Genomic DNA, 13,906 nt, shown 5'->3' on the forward strand with positions numbered 1-13,906 from the left:
TACAGATTAAGTATATTGTTATAAAGCATGACTTTAAATATAAGAGAGTCGCCAAGAAAGAGGTAAAGTAAGGAAAGAATATTAAGTGAGAATGTGATTTATCGACTTCGAATTATTGATCTTTAATTTTAATTCATCAAGGTTGAATGTTATGTTGACAATCGCTCCCCCCTCGTACTTGTTTGCTAACTCTAGTGTTGCACAATGATCTTGTGCTATTTTTTTGATAATGGCTAGTCCTAAACCAGTTCCTTTAGATCTAGTTGTTATATAGGGTTCTGTAGCCCTATCAATTAAATTTGCTTGGAATCCTACTCCATTGTCATTTACTGTAATAGTGATCTGATGGTTAGACTTGGTTATAGAAACAGCAATAACACCTTGTTGAAATCTAGTAAGTCCTATAGATTCTTCGGCATTTTTTAATAAATTAACCATAATCTGATTAATTTGAGTTGTATCACAGATAAAATCTATGTGTTGATCAGTTGTGATGAATTTATATAATATTTTATCATTAATTAATTTTCGTGATTCAACCATATTCTTTATAAGAATTACTAGATCGCAATCCATAAATATTGGGGCTGGTAGTCTTGCAAAATTAACGAATTCAGAGACAATTTTCTTAATATCGTCAGTATGACGTACAATCATCTGTATGTATTTGTTGAACTCTGTCTTATCTTCAACTTGATTACTAAATTTCCTAAGTAATCTTTCGGAGGCAAGATGAATAGGTGTCAAAGGATTCTTAATCTCGTGAGCTACTTTCCTTGCTACGTCAGACCAAGCAAGTGCACGCTGAGCTATAACTAGATCTCTTTGTTGATGGTCAATTTGTTTAATCATCCTATTAAAAGCTGAGGATAAAACGCTTATTTCATCTTTATTAACAAGGTCTTCTGGTACTTGAATAGTTAAGTCACCATTTTTAACCTTTTCAGTAGCAATCACTAATTTCCGAATAGGCTTTACTATCTTTGTAGCAAAAATCATCCCCCAGCTTATTGCAGCTAATAGCAGTAATAAAGCAATAAAAATAAATACTATAGAAAATTTGATCTGCATACTGGATATATGTTTTTTAAGACGATAATATTCTTCAGCTGCACCGTTAGTTTTATCAATATGATCAATAATTTTAGCATCAATCAATCTACCTACCAACAAATATATATCATTATGATCTTTAAGTTTTGTAAGCATTCGAATCTTTTTAGGATCAGATTTTATCTCAACAATTTCTCCTAGCTCAGCTCTTTTCATTAAATGAGCTGGAATAGTAGCAAATGAAATTGCGAAACTTAAGAATGTATTAGCAATAACAGTATTAGTAGGTCTATGAAAAACTATAGCTTCATCAAGAGAACGCATCTCAACTTCAGTATTTAATGCTTCATTAAATGAAAGGGGATTATGTATTAGATTATAATACATCTCAGTTAAATCATCAGCGACAGATAATGCTGTTTCTCGTAACTGTAGTTTATGTTCGTCTATATAAGATTCTGCGACTATTATCGACTGATCAAGCACAGCAGAAATCTTTTTATCGAACCAAGATTGAATGCCAAAATTAAAAAAATATGCTGAAAAGACTGAAACAATAATGGTTGGGATTGTAGCAATTAAGCTAAAGGCAATAATGATACGATTTTGTAATTTCGAAGACGTCTCCCTTTCACCTTTATCAATAAAATCTCGTAAAAATTTACGAGCTAATAAAATGCCTAAAAGTAAGAATACAGCAAGATCTACTAATATAAGCCCTATAACTCTACTTGGGTCTGGACCAAGAGATTTCGACTCAATTGAAATCACATAATAAGTCGAGCAAGCCAATATAATGGCTACAATTATTAGAACAAATATTAATTTACCGCTACTACAATATTTTTTAAGATCTCGATAAAAGTAATTCAACATTTTTATTATTCAAAATCATTTGAGTATGCTAGTTACAATTAATTTTCAAGCTATTATTATATCTAGTTTAAACCTAAGCAAATTCAAGTAACACCTGCCCACTAACCACCTGATCTTTCTCATTAACTAAGATTTTAGCAATTTTCCCGTTACGCTCAGCAACAAGTATATTTTCCATTTTCATAGCAGTTAAAACCATAATCTCTTGACCAATAACTACCTTACAACCTTCTTGAACCTTAATTGCAATAATTTGTCCTGCAAGCGGGGCATGCAGCTCTGTTTGCTCTTCTTGGATATTTTTTGTAATCATCAACGCTTCTAGTTCAGACATCCGTGGAGAACGGACATAAGCTTTAACAGTAATACCTGAATGTGATAACATATAACCTGTTAAGATATTACCAATTTTTACATTGGCTTTTCTACCATTTACAATACAGGAAAAGAGTCTACTACCTAAGTTCCAGTTACTACGGATATAAATTCTATCATTTTCTTGTCTTATATTATAACCATAATCTACTGATTTAATTAAAACTGGAAATAGTTTATCATCAATTGATACAACCCATCTAGTACCGATTTTATTAGTTTGATCGACTATTTGACCAGAAATTAACGAAGCACGTTTTTGCTCCGCAATATAAACAAAAATGGCTGTAGCTAGGAATATTTTAGTGATTTCAGAAGTTAAGCTTGCTCCAGAAAAACCATCTGGATATTCTTCTTCTATAAACGCGGTATTTATATCACCTGCTATAAAACGAGGATGTGATATTACTGCTTCTAAGAAACTAATATTATGAGAAATACCTTGTATTATGTAAGCACTTAAAGCAGAACGCATAACCTCAATAGCTTGTTCTCTAGTCTCTCCGTAAGTACAAAGCTTTGCAATCATTGAATCATAAAACATACTGACTTCTCCACCAAGTCCAAGACCTGTATCCACACGTATGTTAGCATTTTTTGGTGGTTCTGAATATTCAGTAATTCTACCGCTAGACGACAGAAATCCACGCATGGGGTTTTCTGCACAAATTCTAGATTCAAACGCATGCCCTTTTAATTTTATATCTTCTTGAGAAAATGATAATTTTTCACCAGCAGCAATTTTTATCATCTCTTCTACTATGTCAATACCAGTGATCAGTTCAGTTACTGGATGCTCAACTTGTAGCCTAGTATTCATCTCAAGGAAATAAAAATTCTTATCTAAATCAACTATAAATTCAACTGTCCCGGCTGAGTAATAACCTACCTTGCTAGATAAAGCTATGGTCTCTTTATACATTTTTTGCCGTATTTCCTCGGTAATAAAGGAGCTTGGGGCTTCTTCAATCACTTTTTGATGATAACGTTGAATTGAACATTCTCGCTCACCAAGACAAACACTGTTACCATACTGATCAGCTAATAATTGTATTTCAATATGCCTAGGGGACTGAATCAATTTTTCAATGAATAATCTACCATCGCTAAAATTATTTACTGCCTCAAGCTTAGCTGATTCAAAGGCATTAGCCATTTCTTCGGAGTTTTTTACTACTCTCATTCCACGACCACCACCGCCAGCTGTTGCCTTAACTATAACAGGGAAACCTATTTTTTCTGCAATTTCTATAGCCTGATTTATGTTGCTGATAGTACCAATATAGCCAGGGACAGTGCTGACTCCTGCTTCCATAGCGATTTTTTTTGCTTCAATTTTATCACCCATTTTCTTAATAGCAGAAGCATTGGGACCTATTAAGGCAACTCCTTCCCTTTTTAAGATATTTGCAAAATTTGAATTTTCTGATAAAAATCCATATCCTGGATGTACTGCTGAAGCACCACTTGCTCTAATAGCATTTACAATATTTTTAATTGACAAATAGCTTTCAGTGGCAGGAGAATTGCCGATATAATAAGCTTCATCAGCATATTGTACATGCATTGAATGTGTATCTGCTTCAGAATATACGGCAACTGATTTAATACTCATCTTCTTTAGGGTTTGCATTATTCTCAAAGCTATTTCACCACGATTGGCGATTAAAATTTTATCAAATAATGGTTTAGTCATAAAATCTCGTGCTTAAGTATACTAAAGTGGTAAGTTATCATGCTTCTTCCATGGTAATTGTATTTTTTTGTTTTGAAGAAAGTTTAGTGCTTTACATATACGCCATCTAGTATTTTGAGGCTTTATAATATCGTCTAGGTATCCTCTAGATGCTGCAGTGAAAGGAGAAGTAACAGTATCTTTATACTCTTGGATTTTTCGTTTTTTTGATTCTGTATCTTTGCATTCTTCTTTAAATATTATTTCAGCAGCTCCTTCAGCTCCAAGTACTGCAATTTCTGAGTTGAACCACGCGTAATTCACATCACCACGAAGATGTTTTGAGTTCATAACTATATAAGCTCCACCATAAGCTTTCCTAGTAATTATGGTAATTTTTGGTACAGTTGCTTCAGCGTACGCATATAACAATTTTGCTCCATGTTTAATAATTCCGTTATGCTCTTGATCAGTGCCAGGTAAAAAACCTGGTACATCAACTAGAGTTACTATTGGGATATTAAACGCATCACAAAAACGAACAAACCTTGCTGCCTTTCTTGATGCGTTAATATCCAAACAGCCAGCTAAATGTAATGGTTGATTCGCAACAAATCCTATAGGTCTTCCTTCCATATAACCAAAGCCGATTATAATGTTTCTAGCAAAATCTGGTTGCAGCTCAAAAAATTCTCCTTCATCAACAATACGCTCAATTAATTCTTTCATGTCATAAGCTTTGTTCGGAATGCTTGGGACTAAGGTGTTTAGGGACATATCAACCCGATCAGCTGGGTCTTCGGTACGACGATGTGGTAGGGGACTACGATTTGATAGAGGTAAAAAATTAAAAAACCTTCTAGTTTCTAGAAGTAGCTCTATATCATTTTTAAAAGCAAGGTCAGCAACACCACTCTTTGTAGTATGCATTTTTGCTCCGCCAAGTTGTTCTTGGCTTACTTCTTCACCTGTAACAGTTTTAACTACGTCTGGTCCTGTTACAAACATATAAGAAGTATTTTTAACCATGAATATGAAATCTGTTAAGGCAGGAGAATAAACAGCACCACCAGCACAAGGTCCCATAATTAAGGTGATTTGTGGAATAATACCGGAAGCAATTACATTACGTTGGAATAATTCACCATAACCAGCGAGAGCATCGACTCCCTCTTGGATTCTTGCTCCTCCCGAATCATTTATGCCAATAACTGGGGCTCCTACCGCCAAAGCAGAATCGAGTAGGGAACATATTTTTTTAGCATGATACTCACCAAGGGATCCACCGAATACCGTAAAATCTTGGCTATACACAAAAACCAATCTACCATTTATGGTACCATGTCCAGTTATTATACCGTCCCCAAGAAATTTTTTGTCGTTCATGCCAAAATTACTGCATCTATGTTCAACAAACATTCCTGTTTCTTCAAAACTCTCAGGATCTAGCAATACTTCTATTCTTTCTCTTGCAGTAAGCTTACCTTTTTTATGTTGTAAGGCGATTCTCTCTCCTCCCCCACCTTGACGGGCATTATTGCGTTTTTCATCAAGTGATTCAGGAGAGTTTACAATATGTTGATTCATTATGGCTATACTAGTTCATTATAAAATCATAACCTGTAGTATAATAATAAAATGTCGAAAAGATAGTAGAAATTTATTTGAATAGTTATAGAATGCAGTGAAGAACTTAAAAAAGTTTATAGGAAGGGTTTTATAACAAAGGAAAAGCAGCAGAAATTGCAAAATAGTGGGAGTAAATTTAGTGAGAGTAAATTTCAAAAACTGTCTAGTGCTTTAAAACAGAATATAGCAAGAAGAAAAAATAGCCAAAAAGTTCATATTGAGGATAAAAACAAAAGTGAAAATAATTAAGATCGCACCTTCGTTACTGTCAGCAGATTTTGCTAATTTGCAAAAAGAAATCAGTTCTTTGGAAGAAGCTGGTGCTGATATGATCCATATAGACGTTATGGATGGACATTTTGTACCTAACTTAACATTTGGACCTCCTATAATAAAAGCTTTAAGACCTCACACTACATTACCATTTGACGTACATTTAATGATTAATAACCCGGAATATTTGATTAAAGACTATGCTAGTAGCGGAGCGGATATTATCACTATCCATCCTGAAACCACTATTCATCTTGACAGAACTTTAAGTACTATTCAAAATTTAGGGTTAAAAGCTGGGGTGGCATTACTTCCCTCTACAAGTCCAAATTCTATAGATTATATTATTGATAAAGTAGATCTAATTCTAGCAATGACCGTAAACCCCGGTTTTTCTAGCCAAAAGTTTATAGAGAATCAGCTAGAGAAAGTCAAAATTATTTCGGAAAAAATTAAAAATTCCGGCAAAAATATATTGCTTTCTGTAGATGGAGGAATAAATGATGTTACCGGTAAGAACTGTATAAAAGCTGGAGCTGATATTTTAGTATCAGGTAATTTTATTTTTCAATCAAAAGATTATCAAAAACAAATAGACTTACTAAGACATTAAATATTGATGGAGAGTATTGCCATTTTCCTTAAGCCATAATCTAGCCAACTTATAGTCAGGATAAAGTCTTGCTACTAAATTCCAAAAACGAGGACTGTGATTCATTTCAATTATATGACACATTTCATGGACCACTAAGTATTTTAATATTTTTTTTGGAGCAAAAATAAGACGCCAATTAAAAGCAAGTACAGCCTTACTAGAGCAGCTTCCCCATTTGCCCTTATTATTCATAATTTTAATTTTAGTAAAGTTTATATTATGTTCTTTTGCTAGAAGAGTAGCCAGTTTTGTGGTTTCTAGTAAAAACATATCTTTTAAAAACCTTACTAAAGTACTTTTGTGTTGTGAGGGTAAAGAATATATCTGAATAACATCATCCGTGATTTGTACTTTTTCATAATCTGCATCAATATTTAATAACGAATATACTTCGTCAAAGACTGTTATTGTGTTATAATCAAAGGAGGGCTTGTTTAAGAATTTTTGCAGTTTTTGCCTAACCCAAGATTCTTTTTCTAACAAAAATTTATATCCTGTATTAAAATTTTTATTAGGTAAAACTAATTCAGCTCCTGTGTGGTTTATTCTAATGCTAATTCGTTTGGCTTTAGTACTATATCTTACTGGAATGTTAATATCAGACCCTAGTTTATCTAAAGTAATCTGCTGATGTTTCATGTTTAAAATCTAATTTAAAAATTATTATTAATATAGTATATTGACAATTCTAGTTAATTAAATTTATTAAGAGTAACTTAATTATGCATACTTTATCTTTTAACGTAGATGATCAGTTAAATGAACAAATTGAAACTTTTGCTAAAGTGCATGACCGTAGTAAAGCCTATATACTAAGAAAAGCTGTAGAGTTATATTTAGTCGATCAAAATGATCTTACAATTGGCAGGCAAGCTTTAGATGAGTTTTATAACGATGGTTTTAAAACTTATTCATTAAATCAAATTAAAAAGGAAAATGGCTTATAGTATTCTGTTTACGGATCGTAGTAGAAAACAATTTTCAAAATTAAATAAAGATACACAACAACGTATAATTCACTATTTGGAAAGCAGAATCTCTATTAATCCTCATGATTTTGGCAAAAGTCTTGTTGGAGAGAAGAAAGGTCTTTGGCGTTACAGAGTTGATGATTATAGAATTATTTGCAATATCAGTAATAACGAATCGCTGATCTTGGTTATTGATGTAGGACATAGACGTGAAATATATGATTAAAACCGATGTTAGTACATACTAAATACTAGAAATTACGGAGGCTAGAGGACTCTCGCTTATCATCCCAACGCCGTTATTAAGCCTATATAGCTGCAAAGTTCAAATTACTCTGTATTTAAAATCTAATATTATTTTATAGCCAATGATAGTATCATATGATACTATCATTTTATGAGTAAAAAACCACCTTTTCAAGTAAGTAATAAAATACTTACATTACTACAAGATATTGCATATGAGCTTGGTATTCTATCCGGAGCTAAGCTTTCTTTGCCTGCAGTAAAACTTAGAAAAAGTAACCAAATAAAGACTATCCATTCTTCTTTAGCAATTGAAGGTAATAGTTTAAGTTTAGACCAAATAACCGATATAATTGATGGGAAACCGGTGCTAGGTCCTAAAAATGATATTATTGAAGTTAACAATGCCATTAAATTATACAATAATTTACATAAATTAAATCCATTATCAATAGATTGTTTATTAGAGGCACATAGATTATTGATGCAAGAGTTAATAGTTGATAATGGCTATTTTCGAGCTAGCGGAGTTGGCATATTTAAAGGCAATGAAATATCTCATATAGCTCCTAAAGCTAATCGTGTTCCATTATTAATTGATAAATTATTTCAGTTCATAAAAGAAAACAAGGATATTCCGTGGCTAATTAAAGCTTGCGTATTTCATTATGAGCTAGAATTTATCCATCCTTTCTCAGATGGTAATGGACGAATGGGTAGGTTATGGCAACAATTATTATTAATGAAAGCAAATCCAATTTTTAAATATATTTCGGTAGAGGTACTAATAAAAAACGAACAAAGTGAGTACTATGACGTTTTAGCTGAGTGTGATAAAGTAGGGGAGTCTACCTTATTCATTGAATTTATGGCAACACAGATACTAAAAGCTCTGCAACTATATGTTAATAATGTAGTATCGCAAGTCAAAACTCCTAAGTCTAGGTTAGAATTTGCTAAAATAAAATTACCAAATAGTTGGTTTTCAAGGAAAGATTATATTCTGTTACATAAGAATATTTCTTCTGCGTCGGCCAGTCGTGATCTAATCTTTGGGGTTAAGGAAGGTATCCTAACTCATAAAGGTATAAAAAATCAAACTTGTTATAAATTTCAATAATAGACTCTTCCGTTAAATTAAGTTATAAAAGAAATCTAGAAAGAATGAGTGGATATATTAATGGAAAATTATGATCTAGCGATTATTGGTGGTGGACCAGGTGGTTACGTGGCTGCAATTAGGGCCGCACAACTAAATAAAAAAGTTGTGTTGATTGAGAAGGAGCATTTAGGGGGAGTTTGCTTAAATTGGGGTTGTATACCAACAAAAGCATTGCTTAAATCAGCTGAATTATTTCAAAAAATTAAACATGCTAAAGATTATGGTATTATAGTAGGTGAAGCAAGTTTTGACCTAAAAAAAATAGTACAGCGTTCTAGAGATATATCGACGCAGTTAACATCTGGTATTAAATCTCTGCTAAAAAAAAATAAGGTTACGATAATTGATGGCACGGCTAGCCTAGGAACAGGCAAGGTAGTAGAGATCAATAATAATGGTCAAAAAATTTTGATTAAAGCAAAGGACATAATAATTGCAACAGGTGCAAGGTCTAGAATCTTAGATGGATTTGAGCCGGATGGCAAGCAAGTTATTACCTCCAAAGAGGCTATGGTTCTTGATAAATTACCAAAATCTATGATTATCGTTGGATCAGGAGCGATTGGTATAGAATTTGCTTCATTTTATAATGCTTTAGGAACAAATGTCACTGTAATTGAAGTGCAAAATAGGATATTACAGGCTGAAGATGAAGAAATTTCTTTAATGGCACAAAAAACCTTTGAAAAGAAAGGCATAAAAATTCATACTAATAGCAAATTGTTAAATCATAGCAAAACCCAAGATCATGTTGTAGTTGAAGTTGAGATAAATAAAAAAAATTACAAGATACAAGCTGAAATTTTGCTTATAGCCGTGGGTATAGTTGGTAACATAGAAGACCTTAATTTAGAAAAAACTAATATAAAAATAGATAGAGGTCATATTATTACCAATCAGTTTATGCAAACTTCAGAGGAAGGCATTTATGCAATAGGTGATGTAACATCAGCGCCATGGCTTGCCCACAAGGCAAGTCATGAAGGTATTATTGCTGTAGAAACTATTGCGGGGCTTAAAGCTCATCCTATAGAGAAACGTAATATTCCAGGCTGTACTTATTCCTCACCTCAGATTGCTAGTGTAGGACTTACTGAAGAACAAGCGAAAAAAGCTGGTTACCAAGTGAAAATTGGCAGATTCCCGTCTATCGCTAATGGTAAAGCCTTGGTTGATGGTTGTACTGAAGGGATGATTAAAACGATTTTTGATGTAAAGACTGGTGAATTGTTAGGAGCCCATTTGATAGGCGAAGAGGTTACTGAACTAATTCAAGGTTATGTGATTGCTAGAACTATGGAAGGTACAGAGCTTGATTTAATCAATACTATTTTCCCTCATCCAACTTTATCTGAAATGATGGGTGAGTCAGTATTGCAGGCTTATGGTAGGGCTATTCATATATAATTAAAAAAATTCTTTTTGTTACTTAGTGGTAAGCATAAATTATGTTATAAATTGTCCTAGAATTAATATGAGGAAAAAAAATGAGTAAAATGAACCGTGAAGATTATGGAGTTTATCCACCAAGGAGGAGAATAAACATTGTTATGCAGCATGGCGTGTCATTTGGTGCGGCACTTGCTATGGCTATTTCATTTAATATAAACCATTCTGTATTATGGGCAATCGTGCATGGCTTGTTTTCTTGGCTGTATGTGGTTTATTATTGTTTGATTTAGTTTTAGCATAATAAAAACGGATCATATATACTCTTCTGCTTTGAAGAATTGGTTCTTGCAAATACTTGTGGGAGATTCGTGTGCTTACGTACTTCATATACTGCTTGCGTTCGTTCACTCCTTGTTTATTGTCTCCATTCTCCAAATCATTTGAGTATATAAGACGCTAAGATTATAGAATTTTATGGATATAAAAACATAATGATTAACAATAAATTAGTACGTAACTATACTTCTGCTTTATTTGATAATGCATTGGCAAGTAGCTTGGAAGATAAAATATTACAGCAGATTAGCATTATTAATCAATTTATCGAGGATAATCCGCAAATCAAGGTTGTTATATTTTCTCCGATAGTAAAGGATATTGACAAATGTAAAATAATTGAGTTAATTACAGAAACCTTTAATATCGAATCTATAGTTAAGCGGTTTTTGTTAATATTACTAAGGCATTCACGTATGCCTATTTTATCAAACATAATAGTATTATACCAACAACTACTTAATAACAGCAGAAATATTAAAATGGTAAAAGTAACTTCTTCTAAATCTTTGCAAACTAGAGAGAAAGAATGGTTAACAAAATATTTAGCAGATGAGTTTCAGCAGAAGGTTGTCATAAATTTCCACCGAAATCAGTCAATTATTGGTGGTATTGTGGTACAATATGATAGCATAGTTAGGGACTATTCTATTGTTGGAATGTTAGAAAAAATAACGAAAACCTTGAAAGCTACAAAGATAGGTTAAATAAATTTTATATGAGGAATAACTATGGGGTCTACCCAACAATTAAAGGCTGTCGAACTTGCTGAAATATTAAAAAAAGAAATTGCTAACATTGATCAGCTTAGCGATTTACGAGAAGTAGGGCAGGTTGTAACGGTTGGTGATGGTATAGCTAGGGTATATGGTATTGATAATGTGGAAGCTGGCGAGGTAGTTGAGTTTGCGTCAGGAGTAAAAGGTCTAGCTCTTAATCTTGAAACAGACTCTGTAAGTATTGTATTAATTGGTAGTGATCGAGAAGTCAAACAAGGTGATGCGGTAAAAAGAACTGGAAAGATTTTACAAGTACCAGTTGGTAAGTCGTTGCTTGGTAGGGTCGTTGATGGTATGGCAAATCCTATTGATGGTAAAGGCGAGATTATAACTGATACATATAGGAATATAGAGGAAAAAGCTCCTGGGATAATTGTTAGAAAAAGTGTTACAGAGCCGCTGCAAACGGGCATTAAAGTAATTGATGCCCTAATTCCTATTGGTAGAGGTCAGAGGGAGTTAATTATTGGTGACAGGCAAATAGGTAAAACCGCTATTGTTATCGATACTATTATTAACCAAAAACAAGCTCATCTTGACGGTGATGAAAAAAATAAAATTTATTGTATTTATGTAGCTATTGGTCAAAAAAGATCGACTATTGCACAGGTAGTAAAAAGATTAGAAGACTCAGGAGCAATGGAATATACCACAGTTGTAGCAGCTACTGCCTCTGATCCTGTTGCGTTACAATATGTTGCTCCTTACACTGGTTGTAGTATTGGTGAGTATTTTCGTGATAATGGTATGCATGCACTAGTTATTTACGATGATTTAAGTAAACATGCTGTTGCTTATAGACAAATCTCACTACTACTTAGAAGACCGCCGGGACGTGAAGCTTATCCAGGAGATGTATTTTATCTACATTCTAGGTTACTTGAACGAGCAGCAAAAATGTCAGATGAATCTGGTGGTGGATCTCTTACGGCTTTGCCAATTATTGAAACCCAAGCAGGTGATGTTTCCGCATATATTCCAACCAATATTATATCAATTACTGATGGACAGATTTTTTTAGAAAATGAGTTGTTCTATAAAGGTATCAGACCAGCGGTAAATATTGGTATATCCGTGAGTAGGGTAGGATCAGCAGCACAAGTAAAATCTATGAAGCAAGTGGCAGGAAGTGTGAAACTTGAGTTAGCACAATTTAGGGAATTAGCAGCTTTTTCTCAGTTTAGTTCAGACTTAGACGCTTCAACTAAACAACTTATTTCACATGGTACAAAGCTTAGCGAAATATTGAAGCAGGATCAATATAACCCTTTCCCTATTGAGGAACAGGTGGTTAGTCTTTATGCTGGGGTAAAGAATTATCTTGATAGTATTCCTGTTGAACGAATAAAAGAATTTGAGCGTAGAATGCTACAAGAAATAAAACTGAGTGAAAACGATATTTTAGTATCTATTAGAGAGCAAGGACGAGTTACTGAAGAAATGGAACAAAAGTTAAAAATTTTCTTAGAAAATTTTGTGCAAAACTTTAACGCTTGTTCAGTAAGTTAAATCGACTTCAGGTTAAGATTAATTAGGTAGCTATGTCAGGTTTAAAACAGTTAAGATCTCGTATTAAGAGCATTACAACAACGCAAAAAATTACTAAGGCTATGCAGATAGTTTCGGCTACTAAGTTTACAAAGGCCAAAAACCAAGTTAAGGACTCAGAGGATTATATTGGGATTCTGCAGGATATAATGTCTAGTGTGGCATCTAGCAATAATTTACAGGATATGCCTCTCGAACAGAAAAAATTTTTTTCGGAAGAATTATTATACCAAGGTGACGTGAATAGACCTCTTGCAGAAGTAGAATTATGCAATAGGTCTAATATAAATAAGTTACATTTACTAATAGTAGTCACTTCCGAACGAGGCTTGTGCGGAGCTTTTAATTTTTTACTGTCCAAGCAGGTAAAATCTGATATTGCAAATTTGGAAAATGCTGGTAAACAAGTAAGGCTTATTATTATTGGCAAAAAGGGTTATGATGTATTTAAGGGGCAATATTCCCATTATATTGATAATTATTATGAGTTTCCAAAAGCTCATAATAATAATTTGTCATTTCAGGTCAAAGAAAAACTGATGGAGATGATAGAGGATTCTAGAATTAGCAATTGTCAAATATATTTTAACAATTGTAAAAATGCTATGATACAGATTCCAACTAAAAAGCAAATATTGCCAATTGAAAAACAGCTATGTTCAAATGAGAAATATTTGAGCTATGAATATGAAGGTGAAGGGCTTATTTTGCATATGATTAATCTTTATATATCTGCTCAAATTAATTATGCTCTACTACAAAATAGAGCTAGCGAAGAAGGAGCTAGAATGACAGCAATGGATAATGCAACAAAAAATGCTAAGGAGCTTATTAATAAATTAACACTAAAACTTAATAGATCTAGACAAGATCTGATTACTAAGGATTTGATAGAGATTATTGCAGGGGCAGAAGCCGTATAAAAAATAAATTAAG

General features: G+C 33.1%; 14 protein-coding genes. 10 read left to right on the top strand and 4 right to left on the bottom strand.

What is annotated here, in order from left to right:
- Positions 1-81: 81 nt before the first annotated feature.
- From AAGD26_RS00505 to AAGD26_RS00515, 3 genes are all read right to left on the bottom strand, one after another.
- Positions 82-1,929: a PAS domain-containing sensor histidine kinase gene (locus AAGD26_RS00505; protein WP_341751773.1), complete on the bottom strand. Its 1,848-nt coding sequence runs from the start codon at positions 1,927-1,929 to the stop codon at positions 82-84.
- 73 nt (positions 1,930-2,002) lie between these two features.
- Entirely contained in the window at positions 2,003-4,000 is a 1,998-nt protein-coding gene (locus AAGD26_RS00510) for an acetyl/propionyl/methylcrotonyl-CoA carboxylase subunit alpha (protein WP_341751774.1), read from the bottom strand.
- 21 nt (positions 4,001-4,021) lie between these two features.
- Positions 4,022-5,566 (bottom strand): acyl-CoA carboxylase subunit beta, encoded by a 1,545-nt coding sequence (locus AAGD26_RS00515; protein WP_341751775.1) that lies wholly within the window; start codon positions 5,564-5,566, stop codon positions 4,022-4,024.
- 156 nt (positions 5,567-5,722) lie between these two features.
- Between AAGD26_RS00515 and AAGD26_RS00520 the strand changes: the two genes are divergently transcribed.
- Together AAGD26_RS00520 and rpe are read left to right on the top strand one after the other, a co-directional pair.
- Positions 5,723-5,857, top strand: coding sequence for a hypothetical protein (locus AAGD26_RS00520; protein WP_341751776.1), 135 nt, complete (start codon positions 5,723-5,725; stop codon positions 5,855-5,857).
- On the top strand, positions 5,844-6,494 hold the full coding sequence (gene rpe / locus AAGD26_RS00525) for a ribulose-phosphate 3-epimerase (RefSeq protein WP_341751777.1): 651 nt from the start codon (positions 5,844-5,846) through the stop codon (positions 6,492-6,494). The genes AAGD26_RS00520 and rpe overlap by 14 nt, the downstream gene beginning before the upstream one ends.
- Here rpe and AAGD26_RS00530 read toward each other — a convergent pair.
- On the bottom strand, positions 6,483-7,175 hold the full coding sequence (locus AAGD26_RS00530; RefSeq protein ID WP_341751778.1) for a SprT family zinc-dependent metalloprotease: 693 nt from the start codon (positions 7,173-7,175) through the stop codon (positions 6,483-6,485). The two genes, rpe and AAGD26_RS00530, sit on opposite strands and share 12 nt — an antisense overlap.
- Before the next feature lie 83 nt (positions 7,176-7,258).
- Between AAGD26_RS00530 and AAGD26_RS00535 the strand changes: the two genes are divergently transcribed.
- The 8 genes from AAGD26_RS00535 to atpG all read left to right on the top strand — a co-directional run bounded on the left by AAGD26_RS00535 (position 7,259) and on the right by atpG (position 13,893).
- Positions 7,259-7,483, top strand: coding sequence for a DUF6290 family protein (locus tag AAGD26_RS00535; RefSeq protein ID WP_341747822.1), 225 nt, complete (start codon positions 7,259-7,261; stop codon positions 7,481-7,483).
- Positions 7,473-7,733 carry a type II toxin-antitoxin system RelE family toxin gene (locus AAGD26_RS00540; RefSeq protein WP_341751779.1) on the top strand — a complete coding sequence of 87 codons (261 nt, stop codon included), beginning with the start codon at positions 7,473-7,475 and terminating at the stop codon, positions 7,731-7,733. Before AAGD26_RS00535 ends, AAGD26_RS00540 begins: the two co-directional genes overlap by 11 nt.
- 171 nt (positions 7,734-7,904) lie before the next feature.
- The gene (locus tag AAGD26_RS00545) at positions 7,905-8,873 is read left to right on the top strand and encodes a Fic family protein (RefSeq protein ID WP_341751780.1); all 969 of its coding nucleotides are present in this window, start codon (positions 7,905-7,907) and stop codon (positions 8,871-8,873) included.
- Between the two features lie 60 nt (positions 8,874-8,933).
- Positions 8,934-10,322 carry a dihydrolipoyl dehydrogenase gene (lpdA, locus tag AAGD26_RS00550; RefSeq protein WP_341751781.1) on the top strand — a complete coding sequence of 463 codons (1,389 nt, stop codon included), beginning with the start codon at positions 8,934-8,936 and terminating at the stop codon, positions 10,320-10,322.
- Between the two features lie 80 nt (positions 10,323-10,402).
- Positions 10,403-10,597 carry a hypothetical protein gene (locus AAGD26_RS00555; protein ID WP_341751782.1) on the top strand — a complete coding sequence of 65 codons (195 nt, stop codon included), beginning with the start codon at positions 10,403-10,405 and terminating at the stop codon, positions 10,595-10,597.
- Positions 10,598-10,798: 201 nt separating this feature from the next.
- A complete protein-coding gene (gene atpH / locus AAGD26_RS00560) occupies positions 10,799-11,350 on the top strand; it encodes an ATP synthase F1 subunit delta (protein WP_341751783.1) in 552 nt (183 codons plus the stop codon).
- Between the two features lie 24 nt (positions 11,351-11,374).
- Positions 11,375-12,931: a F0F1 ATP synthase subunit alpha gene (gene atpA / locus AAGD26_RS00565; protein WP_341751784.1), complete on the top strand. Its 1,557-nt coding sequence runs from the start codon at positions 11,375-11,377 to the stop codon at positions 12,929-12,931.
- A gap of 32 nt (positions 12,932-12,963) precedes the next feature.
- Positions 12,964-13,893 (top strand): ATP synthase F1 subunit gamma, encoded by a 930-nt coding sequence (gene atpG, locus AAGD26_RS00570; RefSeq protein ID WP_341751785.1) that lies wholly within the window; start codon positions 12,964-12,966, stop codon positions 13,891-13,893.
- Positions 13,894-13,906 lie beyond the last annotated feature (13 nt).

Origin of the sequence: Candidatus Tisiphia endosymbiont of Piscicola geometra (assembly GCF_964026415.1) — a bacterium.
Lineage (GTDB): Bacteria > Pseudomonadota > Alphaproteobacteria > Rickettsiales > Rickettsiaceae > Tisiphia.

Excerpts from the sequence above, each read along its gene's own strand:
- AAGD26_RS00505 (WP_341751773.1), bottom strand. The coding sequence starts at position 1,929 with ATGTTGAATTACTTTTATCGAGATCTTAAAAAATATTGTAGTAGCGGT.
- AAGD26_RS00510 (WP_341751774.1), bottom strand. The coding sequence starts at position 4,000 with ATGACTAAACCATTATTTGATAAAATTTTAATCGCCAATCGTGGTGAA.
- AAGD26_RS00515 (WP_341751775.1), bottom strand. The coding sequence starts at position 5,566 with ATGAATCAACATATTGTAAACTCTCCTGAATCACTTGATGAAAAACGC.
- AAGD26_RS00530 (WP_341751778.1), bottom strand. The coding sequence starts at position 7,175 with ATGAAACATCAGCAGATTACTTTAGATAAACTAGGGTCTGATATTAAC.
- AAGD26_RS00535 (WP_341747822.1), top strand. The coding sequence starts at position 7,259 with ATGCATACTTTATCTTTTAACGTAGATGATCAGTTAAATGAACAAATT.
- AAGD26_RS00540 (WP_341751779.1), top strand. The coding sequence starts at position 7,473 with ATGGCTTATAGTATTCTGTTTACGGATCGTAGTAGAAAACAATTTTCA.
- AAGD26_RS00545 (WP_341751780.1), top strand. The coding sequence starts at position 7,905 with ATGAGTAAAAAACCACCTTTTCAAGTAAGTAATAAAATACTTACATTA.
- lpdA (WP_341751781.1), top strand. The coding sequence starts at position 8,934 with ATGGAAAATTATGATCTAGCGATTATTGGTGGTGGACCAGGTGGTTAC.
- AAGD26_RS00555 (WP_341751782.1), top strand. The coding sequence starts at position 10,403 with ATGAGTAAAATGAACCGTGAAGATTATGGAGTTTATCCACCAAGGAGG.
- atpH (WP_341751783.1), top strand. The coding sequence starts at position 10,799 with ATGATTAACAATAAATTAGTACGTAACTATACTTCTGCTTTATTTGAT.
- atpA (WP_341751784.1), top strand. The coding sequence starts at position 11,375 with ATGGGGTCTACCCAACAATTAAAGGCTGTCGAACTTGCTGAAATATTA.
- atpG (WP_341751785.1), top strand. The coding sequence starts at position 12,964 with ATGTCAGGTTTAAAACAGTTAAGATCTCGTATTAAGAGCATTACAACA.